13 protein-coding genes are annotated in these 14282 nt (G+C 37.6%); all 13 read right to left on the reverse strand.

All coding sequences use genetic code 11. The features are described 5' to 3' along the window. Nucleotides 1–63: 63 nt before the first annotated feature. Genes uvrA through M0Q46_01435 form a run of 13 tightly spaced genes read right to left on the reverse strand, consistent with a single transcriptional unit; the run spans nt 64 to nt 14277 of the window. Nucleotides 64–2871 (reverse strand): excinuclease ABC subunit UvrA, encoded by a 2808-nt coding sequence (gene uvrA, locus M0Q46_01375; protein MCK9582264.1) that lies wholly within the window; start codon nt 2869–2871, stop codon nt 64–66. A gap of 1 nt (nt 2872) precedes the next feature. Next, nucleotides 2873–4462, reverse strand: a complete 1590-nt coding sequence (nadB, locus tag M0Q46_01380) for an L-aspartate oxidase (GenBank protein MCK9582265.1) — start codon at nt 4460–4462, stop codon at nt 2873–2875. Next, entirely contained in the window at nt 4463–5311 is an 849-nt protein-coding gene (gene panC, locus M0Q46_01385) for a pantoate--beta-alanine ligase (GenBank protein MCK9582266.1), read from the reverse strand. After that, complete coding sequence (gene panB / locus M0Q46_01390) at nt 5308–6093, reverse strand: 3-methyl-2-oxobutanoate hydroxymethyltransferase (GenBank protein ID MCK9582267.1); 786 nt, start codon at nt 6091–6093, stop codon at nt 5308–5310. The genes panC and panB overlap by 4 nt, the downstream gene beginning before the upstream one ends. Further along, the gene (gene folK / locus M0Q46_01395) at nt 6083–6586 is read right to left on the reverse strand and encodes a 2-amino-4-hydroxy-6-hydroxymethyldihydropteridine diphosphokinase (protein MCK9582268.1); all 504 of its coding nucleotides are present in this window, start codon (nt 6584–6586) and stop codon (nt 6083–6085) included. The genes panB and folK overlap by 11 nt, the downstream gene beginning before the upstream one ends. Continuing rightward, entirely contained in the window at nt 6580–7743 is a 1164-nt protein-coding gene (locus M0Q46_01400) for an LL-diaminopimelate aminotransferase (protein ID MCK9582269.1), read from the reverse strand. Before M0Q46_01400 ends, folK begins: the two co-directional genes overlap by 7 nt. Beyond that, nucleotides 7733–8506: a fumarylacetoacetate hydrolase family protein gene (locus M0Q46_01405; protein MCK9582270.1), complete on the reverse strand. Its 774-nt coding sequence runs from the start codon at nt 8504–8506 to the stop codon at nt 7733–7735. The genes M0Q46_01400 and M0Q46_01405 overlap by 11 nt, the downstream gene beginning before the upstream one ends. After that, complete coding sequence (gene dapB, locus M0Q46_01410) at nt 8503–9279, reverse strand: 4-hydroxy-tetrahydrodipicolinate reductase (protein ID MCK9582271.1); 777 nt, start codon at nt 9277–9279, stop codon at nt 8503–8505. Before dapB ends, M0Q46_01405 begins: the two co-directional genes overlap by 4 nt. Before the next feature lie 30 nt (nt 9280–9309). Beyond that, complete coding sequence (gene dapA, locus M0Q46_01415; GenBank protein ID MCK9582272.1) at nt 9310–10182, reverse strand: 4-hydroxy-tetrahydrodipicolinate synthase; 873 nt, start codon at nt 10180–10182, stop codon at nt 9310–9312. 18 nt (nt 10183–10200) lie between these two features. Then, nucleotides 10201–11019, reverse strand: coding sequence for a diaminopimelate epimerase (dapF, locus tag M0Q46_01420; GenBank protein ID MCK9582273.1), 819 nt, complete (start codon nt 11017–11019; stop codon nt 10201–10203). Beyond that, on the reverse strand, nt 11016–12248 hold the full coding sequence (gene lysA / locus M0Q46_01425) for a diaminopimelate decarboxylase (protein MCK9582274.1): 1233 nt from the start codon (nt 12246–12248) through the stop codon (nt 11016–11018). Before lysA ends, dapF begins: the two co-directional genes overlap by 4 nt. Before the next feature lie 52 nt (nt 12249–12300). Beyond that, nucleotides 12301–13329 (reverse strand): tetratricopeptide repeat protein, encoded by a 1029-nt coding sequence (locus tag M0Q46_01430; GenBank protein MCK9582275.1) that lies wholly within the window; start codon nt 13327–13329, stop codon nt 12301–12303. Beyond that, a complete protein-coding gene (locus M0Q46_01435) occupies nt 13330–14277 on the reverse strand; it encodes a patatin-like phospholipase family protein (protein ID MCK9582276.1) in 948 nt (315 codons plus the stop codon). Between the last annotated feature and the right edge of the window lie 5 nt (nt 14278–14282).

Below are 14282 nucleotides of genomic sequence, written 5' to 3' on the forward strand. Positions count from 1 at the left end.
TATTAGTTTAAAGTTATCAGATTACTTACGAGTCACGGAATTTTAATTAAACATTATCAATATTTATGCTTTTAAAGCTGATTGTAAATATTGGCCGGTAAATGAGTTTTTGTTTAAAGAAACCGTTTCAGGGGTTCCTTTAGCCACAATATAACCACCCTTATTACCACCTTCTGGGCCCAAGTCAATAATCCAATCGGCGGTTTTTATTACTTCAAGATTGTGTTCAATGACTAAAACCGTGTTGCCATTATCTACTAACTCATGCAAAACTTTTAACAACTTTTCTACATCGGCAAAGTGCAGGCCTGTTGTCGGCTCATCAAGTATATAAAGGGTTTTGCCTGTGGAGTGCTTTGATAATTCATTTGCCAGTTTCACTCTTTGAGCTTCGCCTCCCGACAGTGTGGTTGCAGCTTGTCCAAGCTTTATATAATTTAGCCCAACAGAATTTAATGTTCCAAAAATTTTCTTTATTTTAGGAATGTTTGTAAAAAACTCATAGCCCTCCTCAACTGTCATATCCAAAACTTCCGCTATTGTTTTGCCTTTATAATGAACCTGCAAAGTTTCACTATTAAAGCGTTTACCCCCGCAAACTTCACAAGTTACATAAACATCAGGCAAAAACTGCATTTCAATTTTAATTGTTCCATCTCCATGGCAATTTTCGCAACGGCCGCCTTTTACATTAAAAGAGAACCTTCCTGGCTCATAACCCCTGGCTTTTGATTCCTGGGTGCTGGCAAAAAGGTCACGAATATGCGTAAATGCACCCGTGTAAGTGCTTGGATTTGAACGAGGAGTTCTACCAATGGGCGATTGGTCAACAATTATCACTTTATCTATATTTTCCATGCCATTAATTTCTTTTACTATACCAGGTACTTCTTTTGAACCGTAAAGTTTTTTTGCAAGATTTTTGTATATTATTTCATGTACTAAAGTTGATTTTCCAGAACCGGAAACACCTGTTACGCAAACGAAAACCCCAAGAGGCATATTTAAGGATAGTTTTTTAAGGTTAAACTGTGAAGCGCCAATAATTTCAAGATTTCTGTCTGTTAACTTTCTTCTCTTTTTAGGTATAGGAATTCTTAGGGTACCGTTTAGGTAACTCGCGGTAAGTGAATTTTTCGCTTTTAAAACTTTTTCATAAGTACCTTGGGCAACAATAGAACCGCCATGAATGCCGGCACCCGGCCCAAGATCTATTATCCAGTCGGCTGCGCGCATAGTTTCTTCATCGTGCTCAATAACAATTAGGGTATTGCCCATGTCGCGCAGGCGAAGCATTGTATCTAAAAGCTTTCTATTGTCTTTTTGGTGCAGGCCAATTGATGGTTCATCAAGCACATAAAGCACTCCTGTTAACCCTGAACCAATTTGTGTTGCAAGGTGAATTCTTTGTGCCTCACCTCCGGAAAGTGTTGAGCTTTCACGGTCAATGGTAATATATCCGAGCCCCACATCGCTTAAAAATGAAAGCCGCCGGTTTACCTCTTTAAATATTGTTTTACTGATAAATTTATCTTTTTCTGATAGTTTTAGCGCGGCAAAGAATTCCCTTGCAATATTGACAGACATAGTTGTTAATTCTGAAATTGATTTGCCATCAATTTTCACTGACATGGCAGATTTTTTAAGGCGAGCGCCGTGGCAGCTATTACAGATAACAGTGCGCATATAGTTTGTACGGATCTCTTCACGCACGAATTCAGATTCAGTTTCAGTGTAACGCCGTTTTAAATTGACGATCACACCCTCAAATCCATCATTGTCGCCGAATAGCAATATCTCCTGCTGTTTTCTTGAAAGTTTTAACCATGAAGTTTTTGTTGGTATATTGTGTTTTGAGCAAACATCATCTAAAAGTTGCTGGTAATAGCCACTCCATGAATTTTTCCAACGATGGGTACGGGTTGTTATTGGCTGGCTCCATGGTTTTATTGCGCCATCTGCTATGCTAAGCATTGGAGCACGAATTATAAGATCTTCATCAACTTCTTCTTTTGCGCCAAGCCCGCCGCACTCCGGACAAGCCCCAAATGGCGAGTTAAACGAAAATAGTCGTGGCTCAATTTCAGGCAGGCTTATGCCACAATCGGTGCAGCTGTTATGTTCGCTAAACAATCTTTCTTTTACTGACCTTTTTGAGCTCTCATCTAAAATTAAAACTAAGCCGGACGATTCTTTAAGTGCAAGTTCAACCGCTTCCGAAATTCTTTGGCGTGCTTGTGCAGTTAGCACAACTCTATCTATAATAACTTCAATGGTGTGTTTTTTGTAACGGTCAAGCTTTATTTTTTCATCTAATAAGGAAATCTTACCGTTTATGCGAACCCTGGCAAAGCCGCTTTTTGCAAGTTTCTTAAACAACTCCTCATAAGTTCCAGTTTTCCCGCGCACAATAGGTGAGAGTATTTGAAGTTTTGTGCCTTCCTGCATTTTCATTATTTCATCTATAATTTGCTGAGCGCTTTGCGAAGAAATTGGTTTGTTGCACTCAGGACAAAATGGTTTACCAATACGTGCAAATAATAACCGCAAATAATCATAAATTTCCGTTACTGTGCCTACTGTTGAGCGTGGGTTATGTGACGGATTTTTTTGTTCAATTGCAATTGCCGGAGAAAGGCCTTCAATTGTGTCTAAGTCGGGTTTTTCCATCAACTCAAGAAATTGTCTTGCATATGCCGATAGCGACTCAACATAGCGCCGCTGGCCTTCAGCATAGATAGTGTCAAATGCCAATGACGATTTACCTGAACCCGAGAGCCCTGTTACTACAACAAGTTTGTTTTTTGGTATTTCAAGTGAAATGTTTTTTAAGTTGTGCGCTCTTGCGCCTTTTATGATTATTTTATCCATATTAGAATCTTTTTATCAGAGTATCCTTAGGTTTTTTTAACATTGAAGGATGGTCCAGGTTATAATGCAGGCCGCGGCTCTCTTTTCGTTTAATCGCGCACTTAATAATTATTTCGGCTACCGTGGCAATGTTGCGTAATTCTATAAGATCACTGGTAATAAAAAAATTCCAATAATATTCCTGAATTTCTTTTTTAAGTAACTTTATTCGTTCAAATGCTCTTTTAAGCCGTTTATCGGTTCTGACAATACCAACATAGTTCCACATAAAATTTCTAATTTCATCCCAGTTTTGTTTAATAACTACCGATTCATCGCTATCTTTTGCGTTGCCTTTATCCCACTGTGGGATTGCGGGAAAATTTATTTTTTCAGAAATAAGTTCATTGGCCTTTTGATATGCGCGGCGGGCAAAAACTATTGCTTCAAGCAGTGAGTTTGAAGCAAGCCGGTTTGCTCCGTGTAAACCAGTACAAGCACACTCACCTATCGCAAATAGGCCATTTATATTTGTTTGTGCGAATGTATCGGTTAATACCCCGCCGCAAGAATAATGCTCGGCAGGAACAACAGGTATCGGATTTTTTGAAATATCTATACCACATTCAAGACACTTGGCATAAATAGTTGGAAAACGCTTTTTTAAATACGCCGAACTCTTACTTGTAATATCTAAATACACAAAGTCATCACCTAAAATCTTTAATTCATTACCAATAGCTCTTGCCACTATATCCCTTGGGGCAAGTTCTTTAAGTGGATGGTATTTATGCATAAACTTTTTGCCATTTTTAAGCCGTAAAACAGCGCCTTCTCCTCTAAGTGCCTCCGAAATTAAAAATGAGCGTTCTTTTTCATTAAACAAACATGTTGGGTGAAATTGCACAAACTCCATATTAGCCACGGTTGCACCACAACGGTATGCCATTGCCACACCATCACCTGCCGCAATGTCGGGGTTTGATGTGTAAAGGTAAACTTTGCCGGCACCGCCAGTTGCAAGAACCGTCATTTTTGCAGTAAACGCATTAACTTCACCTGTTGCATTGTTTAGCACATAAGCGCCAAAACAGCGTTCATTATTTTTTTGAAAACTTTTTTTAAGTTTGCCTGAAGTTATTAAATCAACCGCCGTGTGGTTCTCGTAAAATTTAATACCGCATTTTTTTGCCTTTGCAATTAAAACTTTTTGCAATTCAAACCCTGTCGCATCGGCGCAATGCAATATTCGTCTTTTTGAGTGTCCGCCTTCAAGCCCAAACTCGTAATCTGCGTTTTGCTTATTGCCAAAACGAGAGAATTTTACACCCCACTCTTCAAGTTCGGCTATGGTACCGGGACCGCCTTCAACTGTCAGATCAACAACTTCTTTTTTACATAAACCTGCACCGGCAATTAGTGTATCGTTTATATGCGACCTGAAAGAATCATCCTTTCGCGTTACAGCTGCTATGCCACCTTGTGCTTTTGATGTATTTGTGTCAATTAATTGTCTTTTTGTAATCAAAGCTACGGAGCCAAGTTTTGATGCTTTGATAGCAAAACTTAGGCCAGCTGCACCGCTACCAATAACTAAAAAATCTGTTTTCATTTAAGGTTTCTCTATAAGAATGTTGTCAATCAGGCGTGTTTTTCCAACATAGGCAGCAACCGCTATAAGGGCTGGTGCTTTGGCTGATTTTTTTTCAATTAAGGTTTTGGGGTCGCAAATGCTAACATAATCAAGCTTTGATATTGGAATTGTTTTTAGCATATTAATAATTGTATTTTTTATTTTAGAGTAACTATTATTCCCTTCCAATGCCATTTTTTTTGCTTGTATTAATGCCGCATATATTTTTGACGAATTTTCTTTTTCCATGTTAGAAAGATATTTGTTTCTGCTGGATATTGCAAGGCCCGAACTTTCGCGCACTGTTTTACAGGGGATAATTCTTACAGGAAAGTTTAAATCCGTGCACATGCGTTCAATAATTTTTAACTGTTGATAATCTTTCATTCCAAAGTAAGCATTAGTTGGCATTACAATGTTGAAAAGTTTTGCAACAATCGTTGCTACACCGTTGAAGTGACCAATTCTGAATTTTCCACAAAGCACACTGGAGAGATTATTTACCGTTATAGAAGTTTTGTAATTATACGGATACATTTGCGCCGCACTTGGGAAAAATATCGCATCAACACCGCAACTATCGCAAAGTTTTTTATCTTCTAAAAATGTTCTTGGATATTTATTAAAATCTTCTTTAGGGCCAAATTGAGTTGGATTAACAAAAACGGACACAACACAGAAGTCGTTTTCCGACGTACATTTTTTGACAAGCTGCATATGGCCACTGTGCAATGCGCCCATTGTAGGCACAAAACCAATAGTTTTGCCTCTTTTTTTAAGAGCAGCAGAAAGTTTTTGCATTATGGAAATTGATGTTATTATTTTCATTTCGGGAATTTTGACTGTTTTACTTCTTGGCAGTAAAGCTTTGTTGCCTTTATCATAGCATCTGACAAATTAGCGTAGCGCTTAACAAAGCCTGGAGTTTTGCCTTGTGTAATACCAAACATATCGTCACTTACAAGTATTTGACCATCACAATATTTTCCTGAACCAATACCAATAGTTGGTATTGAAAGTTCTGATGTTATAGTTTTTGCCAGCTTTTCAGGCACGCATTCAAGTACTACAGCAAAAACGCCTGCTTTTTCCAGTATATGAGCACTACGGATTATTTTTTCCGCATCTTCGTCTGTTTTACCTTGTATTTTATAACCACCAATCAGGTTTATTGCCTGAGGCATTAGGCCTAAATGGCCCATTACCGGTATTTTAGCATCTATAACGGCTTTTATATTGTCTATTAGTTCCTCTCCGCCTTCTATTTTAACCGCTTGCGCCATACCATATTTAATAATCTCGCCTGCATTTTTAATGGCATCTTTTTTTGATGTTTCATAACTCATAAATGGCATATCTGCCACTAAAAGCGCATTTATTACGGCACGCCTTACAGCTCTGCAATGATAAATAATTTCAAAAAGCTCAACTGGAATAGTTGAAGGGTAACCAAGTTTTACCATACCTACAGAGTCGCCAACGAGCACAACATCTACACCCGCATCGTCAAGTATTTTAGCTGTTGGATAGTCATAAGCGGTAAGGGCGGTAATTTTCCGCTTTGCTTTCTTTAACTCTGCGAGTGTTTTAATGGTTATTTTAGTTTTCATATTTTCTCACTTTTTGACATGGATAATTTTTTTTTACTTCGCTTGCATACCAAGAAAGCTTCTTTCTTTCATTCGGGTAATATTTCTTTGGCGCAATTTCTAAGAGTGGAACCAAAACAAAAAGCCGTTCTTTTATTTTTGGGTGTGGCACCACCAACTTAATCGTGTTTATAACCTTATTTCCAAAAAATAATATATCAATATCTATTACACGAGGCGTCATATGTGGCTGAGAACCATCCCTGCCAACGTCTGACTCAATTGATTTAATTACTTTTAACAATGAACTTGCGCTTAAAGTTGTGCTAACTTTTAGGACACTGTTTAAAAAATAGCTCATCTTTTTACCAACAGCACTTGTTTTATAAAGCGCGGAAGATTTTAAAAAAGAAATTCCATTTATATTTGCAAGTTTATGGAGTACTCGTTCTATATTCTTTTTCTTGTTGCCAAGGTTTGAACCAAGAGACAGATATGCTGTTGTTTTTACCATTTAAGTTTTGCAATTCTTTTGAGAGCTTCATTAATTCTTGGCATCTCAACAGTTAAAGCAAAGCGCACATACCCTTCACCAGAAACACCAAGCCCATTACCAGGGGTACAGACAATGCCGGCTTCGTCTAACAATTTAGACACAGTTTGGGTGGAAGAATAGCCGTTTGGTGTTTTTGCCCAAACATAAAAGGTTGCCTTCGGCTTAGTTACTTTCCAACCAAGTTTGTTTAGCCCATCAACAAGAACATCGCGGCGTTCTTTATAAAGTTTGCGCATCTCTATCACACAAGTTTGAGAACCACTGAGAGCAGCAATACCAGCTTCCTGTATTGCCTGGAAAACACCCGAGTCGTAGTTATCTTTAACCTTACCAAGGCCTGCAACAATTTGAGCATTGCCACATACCCAACCAATACGCCAACCTGTCATATTGTATGTTTTTGAAAGTGAGTGAAACTCAACACCAACTTCTTTTGCACCATCTACTGAAAGAAAACTTATTGGTTTATTTTCATAGTAAATTTCAGAGTAGGCAGCATCATGGGCAATTATTATGTTGTGTTTTTTTGCAAATGCTATTGCTTTAATGTAAAAATTCTTTGTTGCGGTTGCAGCTGTAGGGTTATTTGGATAATTCAAAAACATAATTTTTGCTTTGCTTGCAATTTCCTGCGGTATCGCATTGAAATCAGGCAGGAAACCATTTTCTTCTTTTAAAGGCATAAAATATGCAATACCATTAGAAAATATTGTACCTGTGTTATATACAGGGTAACCCGGCTCAGGTATAAGCACATAATCGCCGGGATTTATAAATGCCAAGTGGAAATGTCCAATGCCTTCTTTTGAACCAAGCAACGACCAAACTTCTGTGATTGGATCTATTGATACATTAAACCTTTCTTTGTACCAATTAGACACCGCCTGACGAAATTTAAGTGTGCCGGCACCAAAAGGGTATTGGTGGTTTTTAGGATCGCTAAGCGCTTTTTGACCGGCTTTGATAATATGATTTGGTGTTGGTTTATCCGGGTCGCCAACTCCAAGTGCGATTATATCCACACCTCGCTCTATGGCAGCCTTTTTCTTTTTATCAATTTCAATAAACAAATATGGCGGTAGTTTTTTTAGTTTTTCGTTAACTTCAATTTTCATAACCATTATCCTTTTTACAAATGTTTATTAATTCTCCAACTTTTTCAATATTAACACTTAGAACATCATTGTGCTTAAGCTGACCAACCCCAAACGGAGTTCCTGTAATTATAATATCTTCGGGTAGTAATGTCATAATAGCAGATATAAAGCTTACAAGTTTATATACATTAAAAACCATATTTTTTGTATTTGATGACTGCACAACTTTCCCGTTTAAAAATGTTTTAATTTTTAACTTTAATGGATTTATTCCGCTTACAATATATGGGCCAATTGGCGCGAATGTATCAAAAGCCTTTGCCCTTGCCCACTGGCCATCTAATTTTTGTAAATCTCTTGCTGTAACATCATTGGCACAGGTGTAGCCAAAGATATATTTATGAGAGTTTTTTACAGAAATATTTTTGCATTTTTTACCAATAACTATTGCGAGCTCGCCTTCATAATCAATCTGTTTTGATTTTTTTGAGAGAACAATTTTGTCTTTATGCGCAATAACGGCACTTATCGGTTTTTGAAATAATATTGGGTTTTTAGGTAATGGAAAGTTAAGTTCTTTTGCGTGATCTTTGTAATTTAACCCAACACCAATTATTTTTGACGGCTCGCAAGGCGGTAAAACTTCTACGGAGTTTAGTAGGAACTTATTTTTTGTTAAGGCATAGTTCTCAAAATAACTTTTTGACAACTCAATTATTTTGCCATCCTTCATTATTCCAAAACGCGCTTTTGAGCGTGCAAAAAAACGCAAATAAATCATAGTTTATTAAGTGATAAAACATCTTGCATTGAATAAAACCCGGCCACTTGTTTTGAAAGCCACTTTGCAGCTGTTAAAGCGCCTGATGCAAGAATGTCTCTGGAGTATGCGCGATGCGTTAGCTCAATGCGCTCACCGGTACCTGCAAAATATACCGTATGTTCGCCAACAGTATCACCTGCACGAACAGCCATTACACCTATTTCCTCTTTTGTGCGTGCTCCAACTATGCCTTCTCTACCATAAACACCAACTTTTGCAATATCTCTATCAAGCGCTAACGCCATAATTTCTGCTAACTTTGCCGCAGTACCAGATGGCGCATCTTTTTTTTGATTATGATGAAGCTCAACAATTTCGATATCGTACCCATTAAGCGCTTTTGCAGCGATGGCTGAAAGCTTAAAGAGCAAATTAACACCAAGCGACATATTTGGAGAAAGCAATATAGGGATATCTTTTGATGCATTGGCAATAACTTGAAGTTTTTGTGCATCAAAGCCAGTAGTGCCAATTACTATAGGTTTATTTTTTTCTTTTGCTAATGCAACATTTTTAAGCGTAACATCGGGGGCTGTAAAATCAATTATTATATCGCAAAGTTCAATAACATCAGATAAATTGTCAGAAAGTTTTATGTTGTTTGGGCAATTTTTTTGTAATTCTTTCCTTTCAATACCAGCAACTATACAAAGCTCAGGGTTATTTTGTGCAAGAACAATAATTCTGGAACCCATTCTTCCGGCGGCACCGCAAATTGCAATCTTAAGCATTTTTTACCCCCAATTATTCTAACCAAAAACTTAAAGAAGCCCGTAATTTTTTAACGCAATTTCCAACTTTGCTTTATTTGCATCTTCCATAGAACACATTGGCAGGCGAAACTCATCAGAACACATACCAAGCATTGCCATTGCGGTTTTTACTGGTATAGGATTTGTTTCTATAAACATTGCCTTTACTAAAGGTAATAATTTGTAATGCAACTCTTTTGCTTGGGCAAAGCGACCGGCAAGAAAGTGTTCAACAAGTTCGCTTACGGCTTTTGGCACAATATTTGCCACAACTGAAATTACGCCAACACCGCCAATTGATAAGACTGGCAAAGTTAAAGCATCGTCACCTGAAATAAGGTTAATATCAGGGCATGCAAGCTTAGTTAATGCCATCTGCTCAAGAGAGCCAGACGCCTCTTTTACACCAACAACGGTTTTACATTGCTTAACAATTTTCGCGGTTGTTTCAACCTCTATATTTACAGCCGTTCTTCCCATTATATTGTAAAGCACTAATGGAATATTTGTTGATTCTGAAATTGCCTTATAATGCAAGAAAAGGCCTTTTTGCGTTGGTTTGTTGTAATAAGGTGACACCAAAAGAGCGGCATCGCAGCCAACCTTTTGCGCAAATTTAGTTAATGCTATGGCCTCATCGGTACAGTTTGCCCCTGTGCCAGCCATAACTTTTACCCTTTTATTTACAACTTTTACCGTTGCCTCAATAACTGCCTCGTGCTCTTCCATTGATAATGTTGCCGACTCACCTGTTGTACCGCATGGGACTATGCCGGCTGTGCCATTTTCAATTTGGAATTCAATAATTTCTTTTAACTTATCAAAATCTACAGCACCATTCTTAAATGGTGTTACTAATGCTACATATGAACCTTCAAACATCTTTCCCCCGTTAATATTTTAAATATTTACTTTGCCGCTAAATGACACAACGGCAGGGCCGTGAAGCCATAAATTTTTTGCAGGATACTTTTTGTCATTATTAGTAACATCAAAAGAAACAGTTAACTTATCACCACTTCTGACTATGCAGCTAACCGGCTGTTTAACTTTACCTGCAAGAACACTCACAAGCGAGCAAGCGCTCACACCAGTACCGCAGGCAAGCGTTTCATCCTCTACTCCGCGCTCGTATGTTCTGACAATTAAAGTATTACCTTTAACTTGAACAAAGTTAACATTTGCCCCATCTGGCGCAAATGCTTTATGAAAACGCAAGGTAGAACCAAGCTCTTTTACATTTATTTTTTCAACCTTTGGAACAAAAAGAACTATATGAGGTACCCCTGTATTAATATAAGCGCACTTAAATTTTTTGCCATTAAGCAAAACATCAACTTGTGGCCTATACGAATGAGGGTTACTTAAATTTACAGCAATGCTTGCGCCGTTTATTCTAGCGTAAATTATGCCTGAATCGGTTAGGAAACTCATATTGCCTTTGGCCGCACCAATAATGTTTGCAAAACGGGCAATAGCCCTTGCGCCATTTCCGCACATAGAAGCACGGGACCCGTCGGAGTTAAAGTAAAGCATCTGAAAATCTGCTTTATTTGATTTTTGTAAAAGCAAAAGCCCATCTGCCCCAATTGAACGCCTTCTATCGCAAAGTTTAGCCGCAATTTTTGAAATTGAGCGTTTAATCGTCTTATTGCGATTGTCAATCAAAACAAAATCATTACCTGCCGCTGAAATTTTTGTAAAATTTATAGTTTTCATTTTTCTAAACCAATCAGAGTTTCGTATGTTTCTCTTTGCCTTATAACCCTTAGTTTTTTACCGTCAATTAATACCTCGCATGCTCTTGGGCGCGAGTTATACTGAGATGCCATTGCCATACCATAAGCGCCTGCACTTTTTACAACAAGCAATTCGCCCTGCTCCATATAGGGTAACATTCTGTTTTTACCCATAAAATCACCTGTTTCACAAATTGGACCGACAACATCAACTTTGACCTTTGGCCTATTTGGCAAAACCACAGGAATAATATCGTGATATGCCTCGTATAAAGTTGGTCTGATAAGGTCATTCATACCTGCGTTTGTTATAAGAAAGTTCTTCCCTTCAGATTTTTTTCTGTAAGTTACACTTGCTACAAGTACACCAGCATTGCCAACAATAAAGCGCCCCGGTTCAAAAATGAATGTTCCCTTAAAATCCTTAAAGTGGGCTAAAACGGCATTTGCAAGCTCTTTTGGTGTTGGTGGCACTTCGTTTTTATAAGTTATACCTAAACCGCCGCCTAAATCAACAAAATCAAGCTTAATATTTGCTTTTAAAAGCTCTTTTACCAATAAGGAAATTTTGCGCGCAGCCATTGCAAACGGGGCAACACTTGTTATTTGCGAACCAATATGGCAATGAATTCCGACTGGGCTTACACCCTTTAAATTTTTAGCAATCTTATAAAACTCAACTGCCTGATTGTACGCAATACCAAACTTTGAACCACTTTTGCCAGTTGTAATATGCTTGTGGGTTTGTGCATCAACATTTGGGTTTATACGAAAAGCAATCTTCGCTGTTTTATTTTGTTTTCTTGCCAATATGGCAACTTGATTAAGCTCTTCAAGTGATTCAACATTAAACATCAAGATATTACTTTTTAGCGCGTATTCTATTTCCGATGCTGTTTTACCAATACCGGCATAAACAATTTTTTCTTTTGGAAACCCTGCCTTAAGAGCCCTGTAAAGCTCACCGCCAGATGTTATATCTACCCCAGCGCCGGACTTAACAAGCACTTTAAGCAATGCTCCGCTTGAATTAGCTTTAAGGGCATAGCAAACAATAGCATTCACACCTGAAAATGCATTTTTAAACGCCAAATAGTTTTTTCTAACTTCGTTTGCGCTATAAAGAAACAATGGGGTTCCAAAGCGTCTGGCAAGTTTTTCAACTTCAAAACCATCAATAAATAGATTATTTTTTTTATACAAAAACATAACTAACCGCCTTTATTTTAAAAGAGATAATACCTTTTTTAAAGCTTGCATGTCAATTTGCATTGCTCAACTTTTTTGACGGAAAATCAATCAAAATCCTTAGTTTTTCGCAGTACTGTTTAACAACCGGAGAAGTTGCAAGTTCATTTGCTTTTGAAAGCTCTGCCAATGCCTTAGAGTTATCTTCCTGCAAATTATATATCATTGCAAGGAAAAAATGCGGCAAAGCGCCATTTGAAAGTTTTTGGGATGCGAGTTTAAAGTTTTTCTTCGCAGATTCAACATCATTTTGCAACAGATAATTAATTCCGATGTATAGATACGCAGAGCCATTTTCTTTATCTAAATTTATAGCATCTGTTAAAACCGCTATTGATTTTTTATACTCGCTTTTTTTTGTAAGCAACTCCCCCATTAAAAAATAATCATCATACGATCTTACATTCTTAGTGAGATTTTCAAGTAAAGACACGGCAAGGTCACTTTGACCGCTATAATTCGCACAAAGTGCTGTTTTACGGTAAAGGTCGTTTTGTGGTCTTAGCGAAAGTGCCTTAAGGAAGTAATCAAGAGCTTTCGTATATAAACCATCTCTAAAATAAGACAAAGCTATTGCATAAATAGCATCAAAAGACTTTGGGTTATATGTAAGCACATCAAAATAAACATCTTGAGCACGAGTGTAAAGCTCTATGGTTTCAAAAACACCGGCAAGTTTAAGCTTTGCCACTTCTTCTTGAGGAACTAAATCTATTGCAAGTCCATACTTTTCAATGGACTTTGCGTACTGTTTAATATTGAGGTAGGTATCACCTTGCATAACGAATAATTCATATCGTTTTTTGTTTGATGTTGCAAACCCTATTGCCTGCTCAAGTGAGTTTAAAGCGGCATTGAAATTTTGCGATGAAATTGCCTGGTTGTAATTTTGCAAACAAAGTTTATAGTTCTTATTTTTGTTTTTAGATTGAAAAACCTGTTCTTGCGGCAAACCATTTAGCACATCGCAAAACGACAGTGCCGAAAACACACATAGCAAGAAAATTAAGAAAAATAACAGGTTTATTCTTTTATAGTTCATTTAATTTAAAAGCAGGTAATTTGATGTTTTTTCAAGTAACTGCTTTTTTATTTGTGCAACACTTTCCCTTGCGGCAACACTACCTGCATCAATACACTCTCTTGAACGGTTTAACTCCATCAAGGTAACATCGCTTACCTTTGGAAAAATGTTTATATCAGAAAGTTTTAACTTTTGGTCATCAAGCTGTCTGCCTTGTATTGAAATTGCCTGAGTTAACATTGAAAAAACAGACGACACTTTATTTTTTGAAAAATCGGCACTGACACAAACCGTAATAATATAATCTGCACCCATCAGCTTTGCAATATCTGTTGGAATATTATCGGAAAGCCCGCCGTCAACAAGAAATCGATGTCTGTATTCTACAGGCGAAAAAAGGCCTGGTATTGTAGCGCTTGCGCGCGCCGCACGAGCCACATCCCCTTCTTTTAATACAACTCTCTCTCCTGTTAGAATGTCTGTTGCAATACAAGCAAAATCAACTTTCAACTCATCAAAGCGCTTTGCCCTTGTGTATTTTCCCATGTATTTTTCCATTTTCTCAGTAGAAAGCAATTTTCCTGTTATAAACAACTTCAATACACTCGGATTTGAAAAATTTGATACGTCGTTCCAACCTGTATTTTCTGCAAGCTTTTCTATACTCTCAGCAGGTGCTCCAGAAGCATACATAGCACCGACAAGCGCGCCAATACTGTTACCAACAATTATATCAATAGGTATATTTTCATCTTTAAGCACTTTTAAAACGCCAATGTGCGCAAAACCTCTCGCGCCGCCGCCGCCTAAAACAATTGCCACCTTTGGCCTTTGCGAAGGGCTAAGCATGGTAAATTTATGCCAGATATAATCGGATAGAATTTTATCATGGTCAACTGTTGATGCAAAGATGTTTTGAGGGTAAATCAACAAAAGCACAAGAAGTATTTTAGCTATTAGTTTCATGAGGA

The sequence above is a fragment of the Endomicrobiales bacterium genome, assembly GCA_023228045.1.
Lineage (GTDB): Bacteria > Elusimicrobiota > Endomicrobiia > Endomicrobiales > JALOBY01 > JALOBY01.

What these genes read in the sequence shown, in the direction of transcription:
- M0Q46_01435 (MCK9582276.1), bottom strand. Translation starts at nt 14,277, where the DNA reads ATGAAACTAATAGCTAAAATACTTCTTGTGCTTTTGTTGATTTACCCT.
- panC (MCK9582266.1), bottom strand. Translation starts at nt 5,311, where the DNA reads ATGAAAATAATAACATCAATTTCCATAATGCAAAAACTTTCTGCTGCT.
- M0Q46_01400 (MCK9582269.1), bottom strand. Translation starts at nt 7,743, where the DNA reads ATGAAAATTGAAGTTAACGAAAAACTAAAAAAACTACCGCCATATTTG.
- M0Q46_01405 (MCK9582270.1), bottom strand. Translation starts at nt 8,506, where the DNA reads ATGATTTATTTGCGTTTTTTTGCACGCTCAAAAGCGCGTTTTGGAATA.
- M0Q46_01430 (MCK9582275.1), bottom strand. Translation starts at nt 13,329, where the DNA reads ATGAACTATAAAAGAATAAACCTGTTATTTTTCTTAATTTTCTTGCTA.
- dapF (MCK9582273.1), bottom strand. Translation starts at nt 11,019, where the DNA reads ATGAAAACTATAAATTTTACAAAAATTTCAGCGGCAGGTAATGATTTT.
- lysA (MCK9582274.1), bottom strand. Translation starts at nt 12,248, where the DNA reads ATGTTTTTGTATAAAAAAAATAATCTATTTATTGATGGTTTTGAAGTT.
- nadB (MCK9582265.1), bottom strand. Translation starts at nt 4,462, where the DNA reads ATGAAAACAGATTTTTTAGTTATTGGTAGCGGTGCAGCTGGCCTAAGT.
- dapB (MCK9582271.1), bottom strand. Translation starts at nt 9,279, where the DNA reads ATGCTTAAGATTGCAATTTGCGGTGCCGCCGGAAGAATGGGTTCCAGA.
- uvrA (MCK9582264.1), bottom strand. Translation starts at nt 2,871, where the DNA reads ATGGATAAAATAATCATAAAAGGCGCAAGAGCGCACAACTTAAAAAAC.
- panB (MCK9582267.1), bottom strand. Translation starts at nt 6,093, where the DNA reads ATGAAAACTAAAATAACCATTAAAACACTCGCAGAGTTAAAGAAAGCA.
- dapA (MCK9582272.1), bottom strand. Translation starts at nt 10,182, where the DNA reads ATGTTTGAAGGTTCATATGTAGCATTAGTAACACCATTTAAGAATGGT.
- folK (MCK9582268.1), bottom strand. Translation starts at nt 6,586, where the DNA reads ATGGTAAAAACAACAGCATATCTGTCTCTTGGTTCAAACCTTGGCAAC.